The organism is Streptomyces sp. NPDC060049, from assembly GCF_042736715.1.
In the GTDB taxonomy this organism is placed as follows: Bacteria; Actinomycetota; Actinomycetes; order Streptomycetales; family Streptomycetaceae; genus Streptomyces.
In genome coordinates, this window is sequence record NZ_JBHWVV010000002.1 from 162,335 (window position 1) to 181,247 (window position 18,913).

24 protein-coding genes are annotated in these 18,913 nt (G+C 71.4%); 5 read left to right on the plus strand and 19 right to left on the minus strand.

The window, feature by feature from the left end; all coding sequences use genetic code 11:
* Positions 1-111 precede the first annotated feature (111 nt).
* A complete protein-coding gene (locus tag ACFWBY_RS03500; protein WP_385341318.1) occupies positions 112-348 on the plus strand; it encodes a response regulator transcription factor in 237 nt (78 codons plus the stop codon).
* A 30-nt stretch (positions 349-378) separates the two neighbouring features.
* Here the strand turns inward: ACFWBY_RS03500 and ACFWBY_RS03505 are convergent, their stop codons facing one another.
* The 9 genes from ACFWBY_RS03505 to ACFWBY_RS03545 all read right to left on the minus strand — a co-directional run bounded on the left by ACFWBY_RS03505 (position 379) and on the right by ACFWBY_RS03545 (position 10,156).
* Positions 379-1,395: a serine/threonine-protein kinase gene (locus tag ACFWBY_RS03505; protein ID WP_385341316.1), complete on the minus strand. Its 1,017-nt coding sequence runs from the start codon at positions 1,393-1,395 to the stop codon at positions 379-381.
* Between the two features lie 165 nt (positions 1,396-1,560).
* The gene (locus ACFWBY_RS03510) at positions 1,561-2,118 is read right to left on the minus strand and encodes a hypothetical protein (RefSeq protein WP_385341315.1); all 558 of its coding nucleotides are present in this window, start codon (positions 2,116-2,118) and stop codon (positions 1,561-1,563) included.
* A 149-nt stretch (positions 2,119-2,267) separates the two neighbouring features.
* A complete protein-coding gene (locus ACFWBY_RS03515; protein WP_385341313.1) occupies positions 2,268-2,744 on the minus strand; it encodes a hypothetical protein in 477 nt (158 codons plus the stop codon).
* 112 nt (positions 2,745-2,856) lie between these two features.
* A complete protein-coding gene (locus ACFWBY_RS03520; protein WP_385341311.1) occupies positions 2,857-3,432 on the minus strand; it encodes a hypothetical protein in 576 nt (191 codons plus the stop codon).
* Positions 3,433-3,902: 470 nt separating this feature from the next.
* Positions 3,903-4,256 carry a UBP-type zinc finger domain-containing protein gene (locus ACFWBY_RS03525; RefSeq protein WP_385341309.1) on the minus strand — a complete coding sequence of 118 codons (354 nt, stop codon included), beginning with the start codon at positions 4,254-4,256 and terminating at the stop codon, positions 3,903-3,905.
* Positions 4,253-5,728 (minus strand): ATP-binding protein, encoded by a 1,476-nt coding sequence (locus tag ACFWBY_RS03530; RefSeq protein ID WP_385341307.1) that lies wholly within the window; start codon positions 5,726-5,728, stop codon positions 4,253-4,255. The genes ACFWBY_RS03525 and ACFWBY_RS03530 overlap by 4 nt, the downstream gene beginning before the upstream one ends.
* On the minus strand, positions 5,725-7,401 hold the full coding sequence (locus tag ACFWBY_RS03535; protein WP_385341305.1) for an FAD-dependent oxidoreductase: 1,677 nt from the start codon (positions 7,399-7,401) through the stop codon (positions 5,725-5,727). The genes ACFWBY_RS03530 and ACFWBY_RS03535 overlap by 4 nt, the downstream gene beginning before the upstream one ends.
* A 182-nt stretch (positions 7,402-7,583) precedes the next feature.
* Positions 7,584-8,831: an anhydro-N-acetylmuramic acid kinase gene (locus ACFWBY_RS03540; RefSeq protein ID WP_385341334.1), complete on the minus strand. Its 1,248-nt coding sequence runs from the start codon at positions 8,829-8,831 to the stop codon at positions 7,584-7,586.
* Positions 8,832-8,836: 5 nt separating this feature from the next.
* Complete coding sequence (locus ACFWBY_RS03545) at positions 8,837-10,156, minus strand: MFS transporter (protein WP_385341303.1); 1,320 nt, start codon at positions 10,154-10,156, stop codon at positions 8,837-8,839.
* A gap of 143 nt (positions 10,157-10,299) precedes the next feature.
* Between ACFWBY_RS03545 and ACFWBY_RS03550 the strand changes: the two genes are divergently transcribed.
* Positions 10,300-10,935 carry a TOPRIM nucleotidyl transferase/hydrolase domain-containing protein gene (locus tag ACFWBY_RS03550; protein ID WP_385341302.1) on the plus strand — a complete coding sequence of 212 codons (636 nt, stop codon included), beginning with the start codon at positions 10,300-10,302 and terminating at the stop codon, positions 10,933-10,935.
* A gap of 60 nt (positions 10,936-10,995) precedes the next feature.
* Positions 10,996-11,532, plus strand: coding sequence for an NUDIX hydrolase family protein (locus tag ACFWBY_RS03555; RefSeq protein WP_385341300.1), 537 nt, complete (start codon positions 10,996-10,998; stop codon positions 11,530-11,532).
* Between the two features lie 21 nt (positions 11,533-11,553).
* Here ACFWBY_RS03555 and ACFWBY_RS03560 read toward each other — a convergent pair whose 3' ends face one another.
* The 8 genes from ACFWBY_RS03560 to ACFWBY_RS03595 are packed head-to-tail and all read right to left on the minus strand — an operon-like array spanning position 11,554 to position 15,476.
* The gene (locus ACFWBY_RS03560; RefSeq protein WP_385341298.1) at positions 11,554-11,967 is read right to left on the minus strand and encodes a gas vesicle protein K; all 414 of its coding nucleotides are present in this window, start codon (positions 11,965-11,967) and stop codon (positions 11,554-11,556) included.
* Positions 11,957-12,178 (minus strand): gas vesicle protein, encoded by a 222-nt coding sequence (locus tag ACFWBY_RS03565; RefSeq protein ID WP_385341296.1) that lies wholly within the window; start codon positions 12,176-12,178, stop codon positions 11,957-11,959. Before ACFWBY_RS03565 ends, ACFWBY_RS03560 begins: the two co-directional genes overlap by 11 nt.
* Positions 12,175-13,116 (minus strand): GvpL/GvpF family gas vesicle protein, encoded by a 942-nt coding sequence (locus tag ACFWBY_RS03570; protein WP_385341294.1) that lies wholly within the window; start codon positions 13,114-13,116, stop codon positions 12,175-12,177. The genes ACFWBY_RS03565 and ACFWBY_RS03570 overlap by 4 nt, the downstream gene beginning before the upstream one ends.
* Positions 13,113-13,550, minus strand: a complete 438-nt coding sequence (locus tag ACFWBY_RS03575) for a gas vesicle protein (protein WP_385341293.1) — start codon at positions 13,548-13,550, stop codon at positions 13,113-13,115. The genes ACFWBY_RS03570 and ACFWBY_RS03575 overlap by 4 nt, the downstream gene beginning before the upstream one ends.
* A 22-nt stretch (positions 13,551-13,572) precedes the next feature.
* Positions 13,573-13,821: a gas vesicle protein GvpG gene (locus ACFWBY_RS03580; RefSeq protein ID WP_385341291.1), complete on the minus strand. Its 249-nt coding sequence runs from the start codon at positions 13,819-13,821 to the stop codon at positions 13,573-13,575.
* 49 nt (positions 13,822-13,870) lie between these two features.
* The gene (locus ACFWBY_RS03585) at positions 13,871-14,587 is read right to left on the minus strand and encodes a GvpL/GvpF family gas vesicle protein (protein WP_385341289.1); all 717 of its coding nucleotides are present in this window, start codon (positions 14,585-14,587) and stop codon (positions 13,871-13,873) included.
* A 3-nt stretch (positions 14,588-14,590) separates the two neighbouring features.
* A complete protein-coding gene (locus tag ACFWBY_RS03590) occupies positions 14,591-15,061 on the minus strand; it encodes a gas vesicle structural protein GvpA (RefSeq protein WP_385341287.1) in 471 nt (156 codons plus the stop codon).
* A 28-nt stretch (positions 15,062-15,089) separates the two neighbouring features.
* On the minus strand, positions 15,090-15,476 hold the full coding sequence (locus ACFWBY_RS03595) for a gas vesicle protein (protein WP_385341285.1): 387 nt from the start codon (positions 15,474-15,476) through the stop codon (positions 15,090-15,092).
* A 188-nt stretch (positions 15,477-15,664) separates the two neighbouring features.
* Between ACFWBY_RS03595 and ACFWBY_RS03600 the strand changes: the two genes are divergently transcribed.
* Entirely contained in the window at positions 15,665-16,684 is a 1,020-nt protein-coding gene (locus ACFWBY_RS03600) for a histone protein (protein ID WP_385341283.1), read from the plus strand.
* 3 nt (positions 16,685-16,687) lie between these two features.
* Positions 16,688-17,809: an SRPBCC family protein gene (locus ACFWBY_RS03605; RefSeq protein ID WP_385341281.1), complete on the plus strand. Its 1,122-nt coding sequence runs from the start codon at positions 16,688-16,690 to the stop codon at positions 17,807-17,809.
* A gap of 90 nt (positions 17,810-17,899) precedes the next feature.
* On the opposite strand, the gene ACFWBY_RS03610 is transcribed toward ACFWBY_RS03605, so the two are convergent.
* Together ACFWBY_RS03610 and ACFWBY_RS03615 are read right to left on the minus strand one after the other, a co-directional pair.
* A complete protein-coding gene (locus ACFWBY_RS03610) occupies positions 17,900-18,073 on the minus strand; it encodes a CsbD family protein (protein WP_385341279.1) in 174 nt (57 codons plus the stop codon).
* Between the two features lie 171 nt (positions 18,074-18,244).
* Positions 18,245-18,442 carry a hypothetical protein gene (locus tag ACFWBY_RS03615; protein ID WP_385341277.1) on the minus strand — a complete coding sequence of 66 codons (198 nt, stop codon included), beginning with the start codon at positions 18,440-18,442 and terminating at the stop codon, positions 18,245-18,247.
* Between the last annotated feature and the right edge of the window lie 471 nt (positions 18,443-18,913).

The following is an 18,913-nucleotide window of genomic DNA, read 5'->3' on the forward strand; positions in this document are numbered from 1 at the left end:
GTCCCGCCGCCAGGCTCTTTAACAAGGACATACACCCACATTCGTGGATATGTCCCCTGCTTCCGAGGGTGTGAGCAGAGATGACCGAGCCGACGTGTCGGAGGGAATCCCATGAGCCTCACACTCGCAATGCCTTACGCCGAAGCCCCCGCCCCCGCCCCCGCGCTCGCCCCGCGCGAGGAGGAGGCACTGCGACACATCGCCGCAGGGTGCACCTACGTGCAGACGGCCCGCTCCATGGGACTCTCCAAGCACACGGTCGACGCCTACCTGCGCCGTATCCGCGCCAAGCTGGGCGTCAACAGCTCCGCGGAACTGGTCCGACAGGCCATCCGCCTCGGCCTCTGATCTTCACCCGCTCGTCCCGCCCGGCGTGGCCTACGGCCCGCCGGGCGGACCTGTGAAAACCGGGAGGGCCCAGTCCGGAGGCCCCGGGGGCGGTACGTGCCCCTCGGCCGGCGCCGGAGGCCGCGGATCGGCCTGCGGGGGCTGAGCGAACCGCCCGCCCACACCGCACCCGGTGGCGACGCGCAGGGCCGCCACGAATTCCCGGCAGGATCCGTAGCGGTCCTCCGGAACCTTCGCCAGAGCCTTCGCGAAGACCTCGTCAGCAGCCGGCGCGACTCCCAGCCGCCTCTCCGCCAGGAGGGGCGGCTGGTCGTATTGGTGCGCCCACAGCAGCGCCGGAGCGTCGTCGCGCACGAAGGGCGGCCCGCCGGCGAGGGTTTCGTACACGACGCAGGCGAGGCTGTAGACATCGCACCGGCCGTCCACCGGCCGACCGGAGATCTGTTCCGGGGCCATGTAGTCGAGCGTGCCGACGAACTCGCCCGCGGAGGTGAAGCCGGTGAGCGAGAGGGACCTCTTCGTCAGGCCGAAGTCCGTGAGGTACACGTGCTCGGGGTGGTCGCTGTCGGTGCCCGCGGCGACCAGGATGTTGCCGGGCTTGACGTCCCGGTGCACCAGGTCGTGATCGTGGGCCGCGTCGAGGGCGGACGCCACCTGCGCGGCGATGCGCACGGCGGTCGCGACGGGGAGCGGACCGTCCCGGTCCAGCAGGCCCCTGAGGTCCAGGCCGTCGACGTAGCGCATGGCGATGTACAGGACGCCGTCGGTCTCACCGGCTTCGAAGATCGGCACGATGTGCGGGTGGTCGATCCTCGCGGCCACGCGCGACTCGTGGGTGAAGCGGCGGCGGAACACGTCGTCGCGGACGCGCTCCGGAGCGATGAGCTTGAGGGCGACCGTCCGGTCCAGGCGCAGGTCCTTGGCGCAGTAGACGACGGCCATGCCACCTCGGCCGATCATGCGCTCGATCCGGTAGCCCGCGATCTCCTTACCGATCAGGCCGGAGGGCCGGCCCGTGTACAGGCTTGCTTGCGATGCCGTGCCCATCAGGCGCCTCCCCGCACCCCGGCCGAGCCGACGGGCGCTTCGCGCAGCCGACGCTGCCGGGGCCGCTCTTCTCGTACTCGAAAGTCTATCGAGTGATCCATACGCGTGCCCGGCAAAGGCCCTGAGCGGGAAGCCCAGGGCCCTTGGAACACGTGTCGGCGCAGGTCAGTCCTCGCCACCGTTGCCGCCCCTGCCACCCTGACCGCTGCTCTGGCAGCCGATGCCGACGCAGATGCCGCCGTCACCGCCGGCGCCCCCGTCGCCCCCGTCGCCGCCGGGCCGTGCGGCCCCGCCGTTGCCGCCGTCGCCGCCGTTGGAGCTGCCCGCGCACACGCCGGCACAGACCCCGCCGTTGCCGCCCTTCGTGCCGTTGCCGCCGACGGTGCCGTCCGTGCCGTTGCCGCCGTTGGCGCTCCCGTTGCACTGCCCGACGCACACCCCGCCCTTGCCGCCGTTGGTGCCGTTGGCCGCTCCGTCGCACTTGCCCGCGCACACCCGGTCACCGACGCGGACACTGCCCTGGCCCATCTTCACGCTGCCGGCGCCCGCTTTGAGCTTGCCGAGACCCCCACCGGCCCGGTTGCCGCCCTGCCCGTCGCCCCCGCCGCCGGAGGCGAGGCCGTGCTGCTGGCCCGCGAGGATCTGGGCCGCCGGGGTCGCGGGAGCCGCTGTGGCGGCGGGAGCCATGGCGCCGGCACCGATCAGGACCGTCGAGACGAACATTCCGATACGAAACTTCCGAGAGTGCAGCCGCATGAGATTTCTCCCTGTAAGAAATTGATTTCGAATGTCATTCCGGCGGCGGAAAGAGCGGACTCCCCGGCCCATCGGGGCCGAGGAGCCCTACCGCTCCGGATTTCCGTCCTTGGTTCTCACGGGGAGAAGGGGGAGTCACCTCCCATCAGGGCGACCCAGTCACCTTCCTCGTACTGCTCCTTCCAGGTGTCGAGCTCAGCCTCCGAGACCTTGTACTTGTCGGCGATCTTCTCCTTCATCTCGTCCGAGTCGTCGGACATCAGGACCATCACGATCTGCACCTTGTCGACGACGGAGAGATCCGACTTCTCCTTGTCGGGCAGGTCGTCGAAGCCGAGGCATCCGGAGCGGCCGGGCTTGCCGGGCTCGCCCGCCTCGCCGGGCTTGCCGCCCTTGCCGCCCTCTCCGCCCTTGCCGCCCTCTCCGCCCTTGCCGATGTGGAAGCAGGGTGCCGGGTGGTCAGCGACGACCGAGGAGCTGGTGCCGGTCGAGGTGGGGTGTTCCGAGGCCTGCGCGGCACACGCCGTGCCGGTGACGAAGGCCAGGGACACCGCCGCCAGGATGAGCGGACGCTGCCAGGAAGTCGTGAACATGGGATTTCTCCGTTGTCGTGATCAAGAGGAGGGGGTGGATGAGGAGGAAGTGGGGGCGGGGGGTGGGGGGTGGAGGCGGGAAGGCCTCCACCCCGTCGATCCGATTCCGTTACTAGAAGGGGAACTTGAAGCCGAGACCGAGGCCTCCGGCACCGCCGTCACCACCGGCGCCACCGACCTTGCCGTTGCCGCCGTCACCGGCCGCGCCACCGGCGCCACCGTCGCCGAGGCTGTCGCCGCCACGGCCGCCGTCGCCGCCGCCGCCGCCCTTCTCCTTGCCGTCACCGCCGCCGCCGCCCGCTCCGGCGTCGCCGCCCTGCTCGAGGAAGCCGATGCCGCCGTCGCCGCCGTCGCCGCCGGTGCCGCCTTCCTTGCCCTCGCCGCCGCCGCCGCCACCACCGCCGCCGCCGCCGGTCCGGAAGCCGAAGCCGCCGTCGCCGCCCTCGCCGCCGTCGCCGCCCTTGCCCTTGGCGCTGGCACCACCGGCACCGCCGGAGCCGCCGCCGCCGCCGACCTCGCCGGAGCCGCCCTTGCCTCCGGCGCCCCCCTTGCCTCCATCGGTCGGGAGGGCAGTGGCCACGTGTCCGGGCATCGGAGCGGCCGTTGCCACGGAGGCGGGGAGGACGATCCCTCCACCGATCACAGCGATGGAAGCGGCCAGCGTCGCGAAACGAATCTTGCGGTTCATGGTGTTCTCCTAGCGGATGAATGGTCGAGGTGCCTGGTAATTCGGGACGGTGCGGTGTAACAGGGAGGGAGGAAATTCTCCGGAAGGAGGTTTCCCTCCCTGCCCTGTTGCCTCGTTCCGTTTCCAGTGAGGCCTTCCCGCTCCATAAGTAAGCCCCGCCGGGCACACCCCGGTCACGTTCCGGAAACTCGGGGCTTGACACGTTCCGAGGCGCGGGATAAAAGGGCAGGCGGTCGGAGATACGGGGCCCGAACGAACGGCATTCCATGCCGGTCCGCGGGCGTGCGTCCCGAAGGGGCATCCCGCCGTGGCGCCCTCGATCGTGCTGGGCGTGGGAGGGGGCGGGCTCCAGCCCGCGCCCGACGACGGTGGGAACTTCGACTTCGCGCTCTGCGTGCCGGCGTGCGCGCGGCGGCCGTCCGCGGCAGCGCTTCCTCACCCTGCCGGCCGAAGGCCCCGCGCGTGGCCGTTCAGCCGTGCAACAGCCGCGTCCACTCCTGCGGCACCCGGCCGGACGGTCCTGGCGCCGGCTGGTCGGCCGGGTGGCCGGCGGGCGGCGTCAGCTCGGGGCCGGCCTCGTACAGCTCGTTGGCGGCATAGTCCCAGAACCACTCCTCGCCCGGCTCGAAGCTCTGCACCAGGGGATGACCGGTGGATTTCCAGTGGGCGGTGGCGTGCTGGGCGGGCGAGGAGTCGCAGCAGCCGATGTGGCCGCACTGGGCGCAGCGGCGCAGGTGGAACCACCAGCCGCCCGCCTCGTCGCACTCGACGCAGCCGGTGCCGGTGGGCGGGACGCTCGGGTCGACGCCGTCGGTGGCGGTCATACGGGCTCCTCGGTGGTCTCGGTCGCGGGCTCGGTACCGGATTGCGGGTCGGTCAGCGGCAGCAGTACCTGGAAGCGCGTGTCGCCCGGTGCGGAGTCGACCTGGAGGCTTCCGTGGTGCTTGTCGACCACGATGCGCCAGGAGATGTCCAGGCCGAGACCGGTGCCCTCGCCGACCGGTTTGGTGGTGAAGAAGGGATCGAAGATGCGGCCGCGGATGTCCGCCGGGATGCCGGGTCCGGTGTCCCGGAACTCCACCAGCAGCCGGTCCCCCTCCCGTGCCGTGCGGACCGTCAGTGTGCCCCCGCGGCCCGTGCCGGCCATGGCGAAGACGGCGTTGTCGATGAGGTTGGTCCACACCTGGTTGAGTTCCGCGGGGTACGCGGGCACGTCCGGCACGGTGCGGTCGTACTCCTTGACCACCTGGATCCCGGGTCCGATCTTGCCGGTGAGCATGATCAGGGTGCTGTCGAGCAGTTCGTGGACGTCGACGACCCGGTGCGGGGCGCGGTCGAGCTGTGAGTACTGTTTGGCGGCGTCGACGAGGTGGGAGATGCGGGTGGTGGAGTCGTCGATCTCGTCCATCAGCAGTTCCGTCTCGACCGTGTAGTTGAGCCAGCCGATCGCGCCCGGCAGGAGGTCCTCGGCCACGGTCGCCGCGACGTGCTCCAGCCAGTCCGTGTCCAGGCCGGCCTGGACGAAGGTCGGTGCGATCCGCCAGCCCTCCGGGATGCCGTGGTCCTCGAGCCAGTCGGAGAGTTCGTCCTCCCGGTCGGACGCCTCCAGGGGACTCAACACCGGCGCCTTCGCGACGCGTTCGGCGGTGCGTTCCTGGATTTCGATGAGGTCGGCCAGTGCCTCGCGGGAGTAGTTTCCCTGAGCGATGTGGGCCAGCTTGTGGCGCATCTTGCCCACGCGTTCGCGCAGTGCCGCGGTGGCCCGGACGGCCGCCGCGGCCGGGTTGTTGAGTTCGTGGGTGAGCCCGGCGGACAGCGATCCCAGAGCCAGCAGCCGCTCACGCTGTCCGATGGCCTGCTGGGTGCTCCTCGAGCCGAAGAAGAGGCCTTCCAGCAGGTGCGCGGCCATGGGGAACCATTCCCGCATCACGTCCGCGAACGACTGCGCCGGGAGCACGAAGAACCGCGTCGGCTCGGTGACCCGCATCGAGTTGTTGTAGGTCTGCGGCACGCGGTCGCCCAGGTAGGCCTGCATGGCTCCCGCGTACACCCCGCGCTGCGAGGTCCTGCCCACTTCCACGTCGTCACCGCCGACCCGGCGTGACATGACGACGGTGCCCTCGATCATCACGTAGAAGCAGGTCGCCGGGTCCCCCTCGGCGTACACGGGACCGGCTTCGAACCGCTCCACCCGGCCCTCCGCGCACAGCCGCCCGAGCTGCTCCGGGGAGAGCTTCTCGAACAGGAACAGCGAGGCGATCTCCTGCGGGCCGCAGGGCATGGCCTGCCCGCTCACGACTGCTCCAGGTACCGGTGGACGAGCATCACTGCCATGGCTCCCTCTCCGACGGCGGACGCGACGCGCTTGGCCGACTGGGCGCGTGCGTCGCCCGCCACGAACACGCCGGGAATGTTGGTCTCCAGGTGGTAGGGCGGGCGGTCCAGCTCCCACTCGGCCGGCGGCCGTCCGTCGGGGGTGAGGTCGGGCCCCGCCAGGATGAATCCGTGCTCGTCGCGCAGCACCGTACCGTCCAGCCAGTCGGTCAGCGGGGCCGCGCCGATGAAGACGAACATCCACTGTGCGTCGACGAGTTCGGTCGCACCGCTCGCCACGTCCCGCAGCGTGAGCTGCTCCAGGTGCCCCTCCCCGTGTGCCGCCTCGACGACGGTCCGGGGCCGCACCGTGATGTTCGGAGCCTCCTCGACCTGCTGGATCAGGTAGTACGACATCGACGCGGCCAAGGACTCGCCGCGCACCAGCAGCGTCACCGACTTCGCGCCCCGCGCCAGGTACATCGCCGCCTGTCCGGCGGAGTTGGCGCCGCCGACGATGTACACGTCCTGCTCCAGGCAGGAGGACGCCTCGGTGAGCGAGGAGCCGTAGTACACGCCGCAGCCGGTCAGGGCGGCGCAGCCGGGAGCCCGGAGCTGGCGGTAGGACACACCGGTCGCCAGGATGACGCTGTGCGCGGCGATCGCCGAGCCGTCGGAGAAGCGGACGACGCGCGCCGCGCCGTTGACCTCCAGCCCCGTGACCTCCCGCGCGGTGAGGATCTCGGCGCCGAACCGGCCGGCCTGGCGGCGGGCGCGCTCCGTGAGCTGTGCGCCCGAGACGCCGTCCGGGAATCCGAGGTAGTTCTCGATGCGGGAGCTCTGCCCGGCCTGCCCGCCGGTCGCGGACCGTTCGACCAGGACGGTTCGCAGACCTTCGGAGGCCCCGTACAGTGCCGAGCCCAGCCCGGCCGGACCTCCGCCGATCACGACGAGGTCGTAGAAATCGGCGGTCGGCGTCGTCGCGAGCCCCACGTGGGCAGCCAGGTCGGGGGCATCCGGCTCGATCAGCACGGTGCCCCCGGGAGTGACCACGACGGGCAGCCGGTGTCCGTCGGCGCCGGCCGCCCGCAGCAGGCGCTGCCCCTCCGGCTCGTCGCAGGAGTACCAGCGGTAGGGCACCTGGTTGCGGGCCAGGAACTCCCGCACGGCCGACGAGCGCGCCGACCAGCGGTGCCCGACCACTTTGGTGGCGGGTACGGGCCGGTAGTCGCTGGCGCGCCAGGCCGCGATCAGGTCGTCCACGACCGGGTAGAGCTTCTCCTCCGGCGGGTCCCACGGCTTGAGCAGGTAGTGGTCGAGGTCCACGACGTTGATCGCGTCGATCGCCGCGTTGGTGTCGGCGTACGCGGTCAGCAGCACGCGCCGCGCGCCGGGGTACACCTGGACGGCCTCTTCGAGGAACTCGATGCCGTTCATCTGGGGCATGCGGTAGTCGGCGAGGATCACGGCCACCAGGTCGCCCCGCAGCTTCAGCTCGCGCAGCGCCTCCAGCGCGGATTCGCCGGACTCGGCGCGCACGATCCGGTACGCGGAGCCGTAGCGGCGCCGCAGGTCACGGGCGACGGCACGGGACACTCCCGGGTCGTCGTCCACGGTCAGGATGACGGTCCGCGCTGCGTCGGTGACCTCTGCCATGCGTCTCCCGCCCGGACGGACTGGACCGGCGGGCGCGGTGAGCCGCCCGCGCCCGGTTCCCGCCCATCGTATGTTCGATCGCCCTGGTTCGCTCCGGGACACCCGGGCGGCGCCCGCGACGCCCGCGACCGTAGATCGCCGATCGCGGGGTGGCCGACCGGGCACCCCCGGGGCCGTGCGGATCAGGCGGGCGCGGCTCGGATGCTCAGGCGGGTGGGCGCCGTCGTCAGCGGCGCAGGCAGGCGCAGGCCCGCTCCCCCGGGCGTGACCGAGCCGAGGACGCTCGCGTGCCGGGCTCCGGTGCAGGAGGGGACGGTCGCGGGCAGGCCGTGCGCGGTGAGCCAGCCGAGGACGGCGAAGGCGTACGCCTCCTTCGTGCCCGACGGCAGCCCGAGCTCGTCCGACGTCCTCAGCGGTACGCCGCCGCCGGGCCCGCCGAGCTCCTCCCGCAGCCACCGCATCAGTACCGGGTTGCGGGTGCCCCCGCCCGAGGCGATCACCTCCGTCGCCCCGAAGGGCCGTACGGCGTCGGCGACGGTCCGCGCCGTGAGCCGGGTCAGGGTGGCGACGACGTCCTCGGCCGACACCTGCCCGAACCCGTCCAGCGCCGCACGCAGGTAGGGCAGGTGGAACAGTTCCTTGCCGGTCGTCTTCGGCGCCGGCAGGGCGTAGTACGGCTCGTCCAGCAGCCGTCGCAGCAGCGGTGGATGCACGCTCCCCCGCGCCGCGAGCGCGCCGTCCACGTCCATGCAGGGCGAGCCGCCCGACCCCGAGGCATCGAGACCCGGGGCGGCGCGCCCGGAGGCAGCGCGCCCCGCCAGGTCGCGCACCGCCGCGTCGATCAGCGCGTTGGCGGGCCCGGTGTCGAAGGCCAGGGGTCCGCCGGCCACCCCGTCCGCGACCACCGTCACGTTCCCGATGCCGCCCAGGTTGAGTGCCACCGGCACTCCCGGCCGTCCCCGCAGCCACATGACGTCGACGACGCTCACCAGCGGCGCGCCCTGGCCCCCGGCGGCCACGTCCCGCGTACGGAAACCGGAGACGACGGGGCGGCCGGTCGCCTCGGCGATCCAGGCGGGCTCGCCGATCTGGAGCGTGCCGTGGACCCGGCCGGCCCGCGCCCAGTGGTAGACGGTCTGCCCGTGCGAGGCGATCAAGTCGGTCCGGCCTGCGCACAGTTCGCGGTCGGCGCGCACCGCCGCCGCCGCGAAGGCCCGGCCGATGCGCGTGTCGAGCCGGCACACCGTGGCGAGATCCGTCGCGGCGGGCGGCAGCGCCCCGGCCAGCTCCGCCCGCAGATCGTCCTCGTAGGCGGTGCTGATCATGCCCAGCGGGGTGAGCACCAGCGTGTCCCCGTCCAGGACGAGGTCGGCGGCGGCCGCGTCGACGGCGTCGTACGAGGTGCCCGACATCAGGCCGACGACCCGCAGGGCGCTCACCGCAGCGGCCGCTCGTGGTCGTCGCCGCGCAGCGTCAGCAGCGCGGCGGCGCTCACCGCGCAGGCGCCGGCCGCGTAGTAGGCGGGGACGTCGATGTCCCCGCTCCGCGCGACGACCTCGGTGATGATCAGCCCCGCGCTGCCGGAGAACACGGCGTTGGACAGCGCGTAGGCCAGCCCGAGCCCCGTGTAGCGCACCGTGGTCGGGAACATCTCCGCCAGCATCGCGGGCCCCGGCCCCGCCATCAGCCCGACGGCGGCCCCCGCCGCGAAGAGCGCCGCACCCTTCGCGGGAGTCGGCGCGCCGGTGTCCTGCAGCAGGTGCAGGAGCGGCAGCGCGAGCACGGCGACCAGCAGTGCTCCGGCGAGCATCACCGTCCGTCGCCCGATCCGGTCGCTCACCATGCCGGCCGGCAGGATCGACGCGGCGAAGCCCAGGTTCGCCAGGACGCTCGCGACCAGCGCCTGCTGGAACGTCGCGTCCAGCGTGTTCTGGAGGTAGGAGGGCAGCACCACCAGGAACGTGTAGCCGGCCGCCGACCACCCCATCAGCCGCCCGACACCCAGTGCGACGGCCCTGACCGTCTCTGCGGCGGGCGGCCGCCGCACGGCTTCGCCGCTCTCGCCGCGGGCCGACACGAAGGCGGGCGTCTCGTCCAGGCGCAACCGCAGCCCCAGGGCGACGAGCCCGAGCGGCAGCGTCAGCAGGAAGGGCACCCGCCAGCCCCACCCGTTCAGTTGCGCCGTGGTCAGTACCGTCGCCAGGAGCGCCGCCATTGCCGCGCCCGCGAGCAGTCCGAGCGACACCGTGAACGACTGCCACGCCCCGTACCGCCCCCGGCGGCCGGGTGGCGCGCACTCCGTCATGAGTGAGACCGCACCGCCGAACTCCCCGCCCGCCGAGAGCCCTTGTACGATCCGCAGCGACGTCAGCAGCACCGGGGCGGCCGCGCCGATCGACTCGTACGTCGGCAGCGCGCCGATGAGCGTCGTGGCGCCGGTCATCAGGCAGATGACGAGGACGAGCGTCGGCCGGCGGCCGATCCGGTCACCGAGCCGCCCGAACACCGCCGCCCCGACGGGCCGGAAGAAGAACGCGAGGGCGAACGACGCGTACGTCTTGACGAGCCCCTCGACCTCGCCGCCACCCTCGGGGGTGAAGAAGTGCGCCGCGATGACGGTGGCGAAGTAGCCGTAGACGCCGAACTCGTACCACTCGATGAAGTTGCCGACGGACCCCGCCACCAGCGCCCGGCGGGAGCCGACCTGCCGGGCTGCCGCAGGAGACCGGATCGGATCGGGGGCGGCTGAGAGCATGGAGCAAGCGTGCTGACCGGACCGCCGCTCCACAAGTTCCGTCCGCCATCTGCCGTACGCCGTCCGGCGCGACCGTTCGCCGCCGAGCCCGCACCGGCGGAAATTGCCTACCGCGGCGGCCTGGAACGGCGCAGACTCCTCCCATGGCTGACATGGAGTCGTTCCGGGAGACGGTGACCGCGTGGGCGGCCGGTGGCTCCGACGGCCCCGGTGGCGCCGGCGACGCCGCACACGAGCTGGCCGCGGCGCTGCACGTACGGACGGTCGTCCTGCTCGAAGGGCCGAGCGACGCCGCGGCGGTCGACGCGCTGGCCGAGAGCCGCGGCCGGGACCTGGCGGCCGAGGGAGTGTGCGTCCTGTCGATGGGTGGTGCGATGAGCGTCGGGCGCTTCGCCCGCCTCCTGGGGCCGCCCGGCCTGGGTCTGCGCCTCACGGGACTGTGCGACGAGGCGGAGCGCGGCTTCTACGCCCGCGGCTTGCGGCAGGCCGGTGCGGCCGACCAGGACTTCTTCGTCTGCGCGGCGGACCTGGAGGACGAGCTGATCCGCGCACTGGGCGCGGCACGGGTGGAGGACCTCGTCCGGGCCGAGGGCGATCTGCGCCCCTTGCAGACCTTCCTGCGCCAGCCGGCACAGCAGGGCCGCACCTCGCAGCAGCAGTTGCGGCGCTTCTTCGGCACCAAGAAGGGGCGCAAGATCCGCTACGGCCGCGTCCTCGTCGAAGCCCTCGACCCCGACCGCGTACCGGCGCCACTCGACGACCTGCTCTCGAGCCTGTGATCCGTCCGAAGCGGCCCGCGCATCCTGGCGGCGGCCACCCCCGGAAAGTATGATCAAGCAATGTCTGACACGACCGAGACCACGCCCGGCTGGCTGACCACGGATGAGCTGGAATTGGCCAGGGCCCGGATGCCGATCCTGTACGTGGAGGCCGTGCCCGTGCGGGTGGACCACAGCGGCGAAGTCACCGGCATCGGGTTGCTGCTGCGCATCGGTCCGGACGGAACGGTCAGCCGAACCCTGGTGTCCGGGCGCGTCCTGCATCACGAGAGGGTCCGTGACGCGCTGCTGCGCAACCTGGAGAAGGACCTCGGTCCGGTGGCCCTGCCCCATGTCCCGACGTCCCTGCAGCCCTTCACGGTCGCCGAGTACTTCCCCACGGCGGGCATCACCTCCTACCACGACCCGCGCCAGCACGCGGTGTCGCTCGCCTACATCGTGCCGGTGTCCGGCGACTGCCGCCCCCGGCAGGACGCGCTGGACCTGGTCTGGTTCAGCCCGAGCGAGGCGGCCTCGCCGGCCGTGCAGAGCGAGATGCCGGGCGGACACGGAGTGCTGTTGAAGCAGGCGCTCGCCCATGCGGGACACGCCTACTGAGGAGAGCCCGAGCTGCTTCCCTCAGTCACCGGGCGGGAGCAGGGGGCCGAGGGGGCCCAGGTCGAGGTTGAGGTCTTCGAGCGCGAATCCGTGCTGGGCGCAGAGGTCGGCCAGGCTGTCGTGGAGGGCCAGCAGGGTGGCGCCGAGTTCTTCTTCCTGCTGGTCGGTGAGGTCTCCGGCGTCCACGCGGCGCAGGGCCTGGCGTTCGATGAGCTGACGCAGCAGCTCGACGAGGGTGAGGACGAGTTTGAGGAGGTCCTCTTCGACGGTCTCGCGGTCGGCGTGTATGCGGTGGGCGGGGCGGGCCGGCCCCTCGTCGCGGGGGGCGGGAGGCGCCTGGATGAGCCGGAAGGCGCGCGACATGGTGTCACCGACGCCTTCGAGGCCGGGCTCGGTGCGGGGACGCCGCCGGGGCGGGTGCTGTTCATCGCTCATCGTCGCCGCCGCCCCGCGCGGGAGGAGGGACCGTCTCGGAACTGACGGAGACGATGAGGGCGCGCAGCGATATGCGGACGAGGTCGATGTCCGCGATGGACAGGACGATGTCGCCGGTGATGACCACTCCGCCGCTGAGGAGTCGGTCGAGGAGATCGACCAGGGCGACCTGGCGGCCGGGCAGAGGTTCGCCGTGCTCCGCGAGGGTCATGGTGCCGGCTCGTGGGCGTCGGCCGGACCCTGCGCGTCCGCCGGATCCGGGGCGCCGGCCGGGTCCGGGGTTCCGGGAGGTGGCATGGCGAAGGAGTACGGCGCCCAGGGTCCCGTGACCTCTACCCGGATGTCGGGGAACTCCTGTACGGCCTGCTCGACGGCGGTCCGGAACTGTTCGGCCTGTCCGTTGGGGACGAGGTAGGCGTCGTTCAGTACGTTCTCCTGGGGGCCGCTCAGGGCGCCGCTCTGGGGGGCGTGGCGTACGCGCTGCGAGGTGTGGCGGGCGGCGATCGCCTCGACGGCCCCGGCTGCCTGCCGCGCCTGCTGGTAGACGTTCTCGCGGGCGTGGCGCTGCGCGCTGCGGCGCCGCAGGTACGCCTTGCCCGGCGTGGTGGGTGCGGCCTCGCCGCCGTCGCCCGGACTCTCCTGCGTGGTGCGCGGGAGGTAGATCTTGACGCCGTATTCGGTGTGGGCGTCCAGGCGGGCCAGGCGCTGGTCCAGGGTGTGGCGCTGTTCGGTGAGGGCTCGGCGGGCCCGGCTGTCGTCCTGGTAGACGGTGGCCATGCGCAGGGGCAGGACCGTGGCGTGGGTGGCGACGGCCTGCACCACCTCGTGGTGGGCCCGGGCGACGTACTCGAGCCACTGCAAGTCCTCGAAGTGGTCTTTGAGGGCGGTCTCGTTGAAGTCGCGGTGGGGTACCGCGCTGGTGACGAAGGCGAGGCCGGTGTCCGTTTCCGTGTCCGTGTCCGTGTCCGTGTCCGTGTCCGTGTCCGCTGTATGGCCCGGGTCGGGGTCGGAAGTGCCGGACAGGAGCCGGACGGGTGCCCGGTCGATGCCGCGCACTTGGGCGAGGACCGCGCTCAGGGTCTTCGTCCGCCGGACGACGGCGTAGACGTACGTGAGGGTGCTGGTGTCGGCGGGCGCGGGCGTGTTCACTGCGGGCGCCCCTTCGTCGTGCGGCCGGCCGGTCCGCTGCGGGGTTCTTCCTCGAAGACGCGTTCGCGAACTTCGCGCTCCTCTTCGGCTTCGTCGGGCTGCTCACCGCGCAGGGCCTCCAGCTCGGCGCGCAGACGGCGGTTCTCCTGCTCCAGCGGGCTGCCGGTGTGCCGGGAGGACAGGGAGGGATCGTGTTCCCACCAGTCGATGCCCATCTCCTTGGCCTTGTCGACGGAGGCGATCAGGATCCGGAGTTTGATGGTCAACAGTTCGATGTCGAGAAGGTTGATCCGGATGTCGCCGGCGATGACGATGCCCTTGTCCAGGACCCGTTCGAGGATGTCGGCGAGGCTGGACGAGGAGCTGGGCCCGTACGGGACCGGGGCGGCGCGGGAGGGAAGGGCGCCGAGGCGGCCGGGGAGTGGTTCGGTCACGATGGCTTGCTCGCTTTCCCGGTCAGGGCATCGGATGCCGGAATTCCGCGATCTCTGCCAGACGGTCGAGGAGCTCGTCCTCCCGCTGCTCGAACGTCTCCTGGTCGATCTCCCCGCTGACCAGCCGCTGCTCCAGCTCCGCGAGCTCGCGCCAGACGGGGGCGGGGTCGTAGTACTCCTCTTCGGCCTTGTCGACGACCCGCTGGGCGACCCACACCACGCCCCGCACGGGCGCGAGGGGGAGCGTCAGCAGTTGGGTCAGCAGTCCCATGATCATTCCTCCGTTCCCGTCCGGCGGGCGGCGGTGGTGGTGGCGGTCGCTACACGAAGCTGTAGGGGGGCAGGGGTCCGGTGAAGCGCAGGTCGACGCCGCCGTCGATCGCGCGGGCGAGATTCGTCTGGGCGGTGTGGAACGAGTCCTTGTGTTCGTCGGGGACGAGGAGGGAGAGGTTGAGGAAGTCGCTCCCCGAGGATGCGTGCGTGACGTGCTCGCGCGCGAAGGGGAGGAGCGCCTCGACGAGGCCGGCCGCCAGGGTCTCCTGCCGGGCCTGGACCTCGCGGGCCACCAGTTCCCCGAGGTCGAGCGGCAGTCGCGGGTCCTGGTCACCGCCGCGGATCCGGTCGTTGAGGTGCTTCGCCTCGGGCGAGTCCTCGAGGATCTGGTGCAGCAGCGGTTCCTCGTCCGCCTGCGAGGCCCGGACGTGGTACTCGGCGCAGCCCTGCAGACGCTTCAGGGTGGCGAGGTAGTCGTCGGCGCTCTCCTCCAGCGCCTTGCGGACCTCCAGGTCGTCGGCTGCGGTATAGCCGAACTGGAGCGGCAGCACGACACCGTCGCCCATCAGCCGCTCCTGTACCTCCTGGTGCACGAGGAGGTCCCGGCGCTTGGGCCTGATCTCCTCGGAAACGTCGCTGACGACCGCGCACAGCGGCCCGGCGGCCACCGTCCGCAAAGGTGCGCCGTGGGAGCCCACGCCGGTCAGGCCGTCGACGCGGAGGGGGTGGGCCTTGTCGGTGATCGAGTACACGTAGAGCGCCATCGGTCACTCCTTCTCCCGGCGTACCGGACGCCGGACCGGGCGGCGCCGCTTGGGGGCGGCCTCCACTTCCTCTTCCTCCTGCTCGTCCTCTTCCGGTTCCTCGGACCGCGAGGACCTGCCCTGCAGGGAGTCGGTCACCGCCTCGACCGCTCCACTCAGCGCACCCTTGGACTTCCCGCGGGCCCCGCCTTCCACCATGCTCCCCACGACCTCGGGCAGCTGGGCCGGCGCCTTGCGGCCCGCTTCGAGGTCGAGGCGGTTGCACGCCTCGGCGAAGCGGAGGTACGTGTCGACGCTGGCCACCACGATGCGTGCGTCGATTTTGATGAGCTCGATGCCCACGACCGAGATCCGGACGAAGATGTCGATGACGAGACCACGGTCCAGGATGAGCTCCAGGACGTCGTAGAGGCTGCTCGTGTTGCCTCCTCCTCCCCTGGCGACGGCGCTGCCGCCTTGCGGAACCATGGTCATGACGTCTCCCTCCGTGGGCTGCCTGCCCTCAGGTCTGCCGGTCGATCATTCCTCGGCTGTAGCGGCGGGTCCGTTCGTAGGAGATCAGCTCGCCCTCTTCGTCCAGCGCGACTTTGTAGCTGGCCATCACGCTCGTGGTGTCCGGTATCCGCTCCAGCTCCACGACTTCCACCTGCGCCTCCCAGCCGTCGTCCGTCGGCTTGAGCGAGGAGACGGACTCGGGGGGCCGGCCCAAAAGTTGAGCCAGCTGCTCGGCGGCCGAACGCATCGCCGCGGCGGCGGTGGGTACACCCGGACGCCGCCGGGAGGCAGGGCGCCGGGACGGTTGCCCGTCCTGGTCTCCGCTCTCGCCGCGGGAGGTGCGGGAGGTGCGGGAAGGCGCCCGCCGCGGGCGCGGTGCTTCTGCTTCGGCCATGAGCCCCTCCCCTGGGGAGACGGCCTCTCACCAACAGACTGCCCCGAAATATGCGCATAAGTCCCATATCCAGGGCAGGAGCTTTTCGAGGACGGACCGACAGGACTCCAAAGTCGCCGCAGTGCCAGCACCAGGCCTCGCAGGCGCACCGCCGCGTCCGTAAGCGCCACCCTGGTAAGGGGATGATCATGCAGGACACCGCCAAGATCGCGCTCGCGGCCGCCGTGGTCGGGGGCTACGTGCTCGGCCGAGCCAAGAAGGGACGCCTGGCTTTCACCGCGGCGACCTATCTCGCCGGCCGCCGCTTCGGCCTCGAACCGGGGCAGCTGATGAAGGAAGGCCTCTCGCGACTCAAGGAGATGCCGCAGTTCGCCGACCTCGGCGAGCAACTCCGCGGTGAAGCCCTCGACGCCGGCCGGCAGGCCCTGAGCGCCGCGGCCAACCGCAAACTCTCCGACCTCGCCGACACCCTCCGTGACCGTACGCTCGAGCTCAATCGCGCCGGCTCCGACCGCGATGAGGACGAGGACGACGAGGAGGCCTACGAGGACGAGGGAGCGGAGGACTACGAGGAGGGCGACGAAGAGGGCGACGAGGAGGGCGACGAGGAGGAGGACTACCCGGAGGCCGAGGGCGAGGCCGAAGAGGAGGAAGAAGAAGAGGAAGAGGAGGAAGAAGCACAAGAACCGGAGGAAGAAGAGGAGGAAGAAGAGGAAGAGGAAGAAGGGGCAGAGGAAGAGGAGGAAAGCGAACCTCCGCCGAGGCGCCGGCAGGCGCGCACCCCCACTCGGGCCCGCACCGGCAAGACGGCTCCCGCCCCCGTCCCCGCCCGCAAGGCCGCGCAGCGGCCCAGCGCCACCAAGAGGGCCGCACCCGCGAAGAAGAGGGCCGCACCCGCGAAGAAGACGGCCGCCAAGAAGACGGCGGCGAAGAAGACCGCCGGCACGAAGCCCGCGGCGAAGAAGACCGCACCGGCACGCAAGCGCGCCGCTTCCAAGAGCGCGCCCGCACCCTCCAAGACCGCCAAGACCGCCAAGAAGACCTCGGCGGCACGCGGCGAGAAGACCACGAGCCGCAGCCCGGCCCGCAAGACGGCCACGAAGAAGACCGGCCCGGCGACGCCGAGCAAGAAGACCACAGGCCGCAGCCCGGCTCGCAAGACGGCTGCCAAGAAGTCGGCGGCCCGCAAGCCGTCAGCGCGGAGGTAGGTCATGGCAACCTCACAGCGCGCCGAGGCACAGGAGTCCTCGGGACTTGACCAGCTCATGAAGGAACTGTCCGGATACCTCGGCGCCCAGGCGGACCAGCTGGCCGACAAAGCGACCGACAAGCTCGGAGACCTGACCGACCAACTCCACGACGTGGCCGACAACGGCGGCAAGCTCTCCGACATCGCCGGAATCGGCAGTCGGATCACGCAGGGCGACTCCCCGCTGAAAGCCGTCGCCGGGCAGGCGTTCGGCAAGCTGAAGGACAAGGTGTCCGACACCGCGTCCCAGGTGTTCGGCAAGGGCCGGGGCCGCAAGAGCGGCGGCAAGGTCGTCAACATCGTCGAGGCCATCGACGTCGGACTGCCTGTGCGGACGACCTACGACCACTGGACGGAGTACGAGAACTTCAGCAGCTTCGCCAAGGGCGTCCGCGACGTCTCGCGCAACGACGACACCACGAGCGACTGGAAGGTCAAGGTCGGGCCCTCGACCCGTTCCTGGACGGCGACCGTCGAGGAACAGGTACCCGATGACCGCATCGTGTGGACCTCCAAGGGTGCCAAGGGAACGACGCGGGGATGCGTCACCTTCCACGAACTCGCGCCGGCGCTGACCCGCATCGTCATCGTGGTCGAGTACCACCCGGCGGGATTCTTCGAGAAGACGGGCAACGTGTGGCGCGCGCAGGGCCGCCGCCTGCGACTCGACCTCAAGAACTTCCTGCGCTTCGCCATGCTCAGCACCGACGAGCCCGAGGGCTGGCGCGGCGAGATCCAGGACGGCGAAGTCGTCCGGACGCATGAGGAAGCCCTCGAAGAAGAGGAAGCACAGAGCGAGGAAGAGGAGGGCGAGGAAGAGGAGGGCGAGGAAGAGGAGGGCGAAGGCGAGGACCAGTACGAAGACGAAGCCGAGGCCGAGGCCGACGAGGAGGGGGACGAAGACGAGGCAGGCGAGGAAGAGGGCGAAGAGGAGGAAGACGAGGACGACACGTACGACACCGACGAACCGGAGGAGGAAGAGGACGAACCGGAGGAGGAAGAGGAAGAGGAAGAGGAGGAACCGGAAGAGGACGAGGACGAGCAGGCGCCCCGCAGTCGTCGGCGCCGGCGACAGGCCGCTTGAGCCCGTTCCGGCCGCACCTATGGGGGCGGCGGCGCGCACACGAAGGGCCGGCAGGAGGCTTCTCCTACCGGCCCTCTCCCGCACGGCGAGTCAGTGCTTGAGCGTGTCCTTCGCCTTCTGGACGGTCTGCTTGGCGTCGCCCGCCATCTGCTCACTCCGCCCCTTCATCTCCATGCTCTCGTTGCCGACGGCCTTCCCCGTGGTCTCTTTGGCCTTGCCCTTGGTCGTCTTGGCCACGTTCTTGATCTTCTTACCTGCGCCCATGCCTCTCACCTCCACACCGCTTCGGCGCCGGGCAGCTCGGTACCACCCTCAGCCCCTACCCCGGATAGCGATAAACATACGATTACGGGGGAAATCGGGCGGTGCGTCGCGTACTTCCCCTGCCGGAGCCGACACCCGAAGGCATTTTGCAGGAGCTCGGCTCCACCCGCGTCAGGTCCGGGCGCGCCCCGGCCCGCCCGGAGCGTGTGCCGGGTCGTCCTCGGGCGCCAAGCCGAGTATGTCCAGCAGCAGCGCCAGATCTCTCGGGTCGGTCGCGCGTGCGGCGACGGCGCGGCGCGCCGCCGCCCGGTCCGTGGTCCCGGAGGACGCCAGGAGAGCCAGCTCGTCACAGCCAAAGGGATCCTTCACCTCGCCGATCCCACCACGGCCACGCGTGACGCGCAGCCGGACTGCTCCACCTGCCCGCGCCCGCTCCTTGAGCCGATCGGCGATGTCACGCCCGGACGGCGACCGCCCGCGGTCGTGATCGATCAGCTCCGCCGTGTCCGCACCCGCACCCGCACCCGCACCCGCATCGACGGAGCACGGGAGGTGACCCCGTTCCGCAAGACCGCGCCCCCCACCCCCGTGGGGGGGCTGCGGTCCAGCCGGGACCTCCCGCACTCCGTGCCCGAGATGACCCCGCCTCGCGGGGCCGTGCCCGTCCGATGGCCGTCCGGCGCCTCCGGTGTCGTCCGCTCCGTGCGGGAACGGTCACCACGCTAGGGCCGGGAAGGCCGGCCGGCCCCTGGCCGCACGCGCCAGCAAGGGGACCGCACACGCCACAAGGGGACCAACCACGCCGCGATGGAGGCACAACGCGCCAAAGCCCGTCGGTGA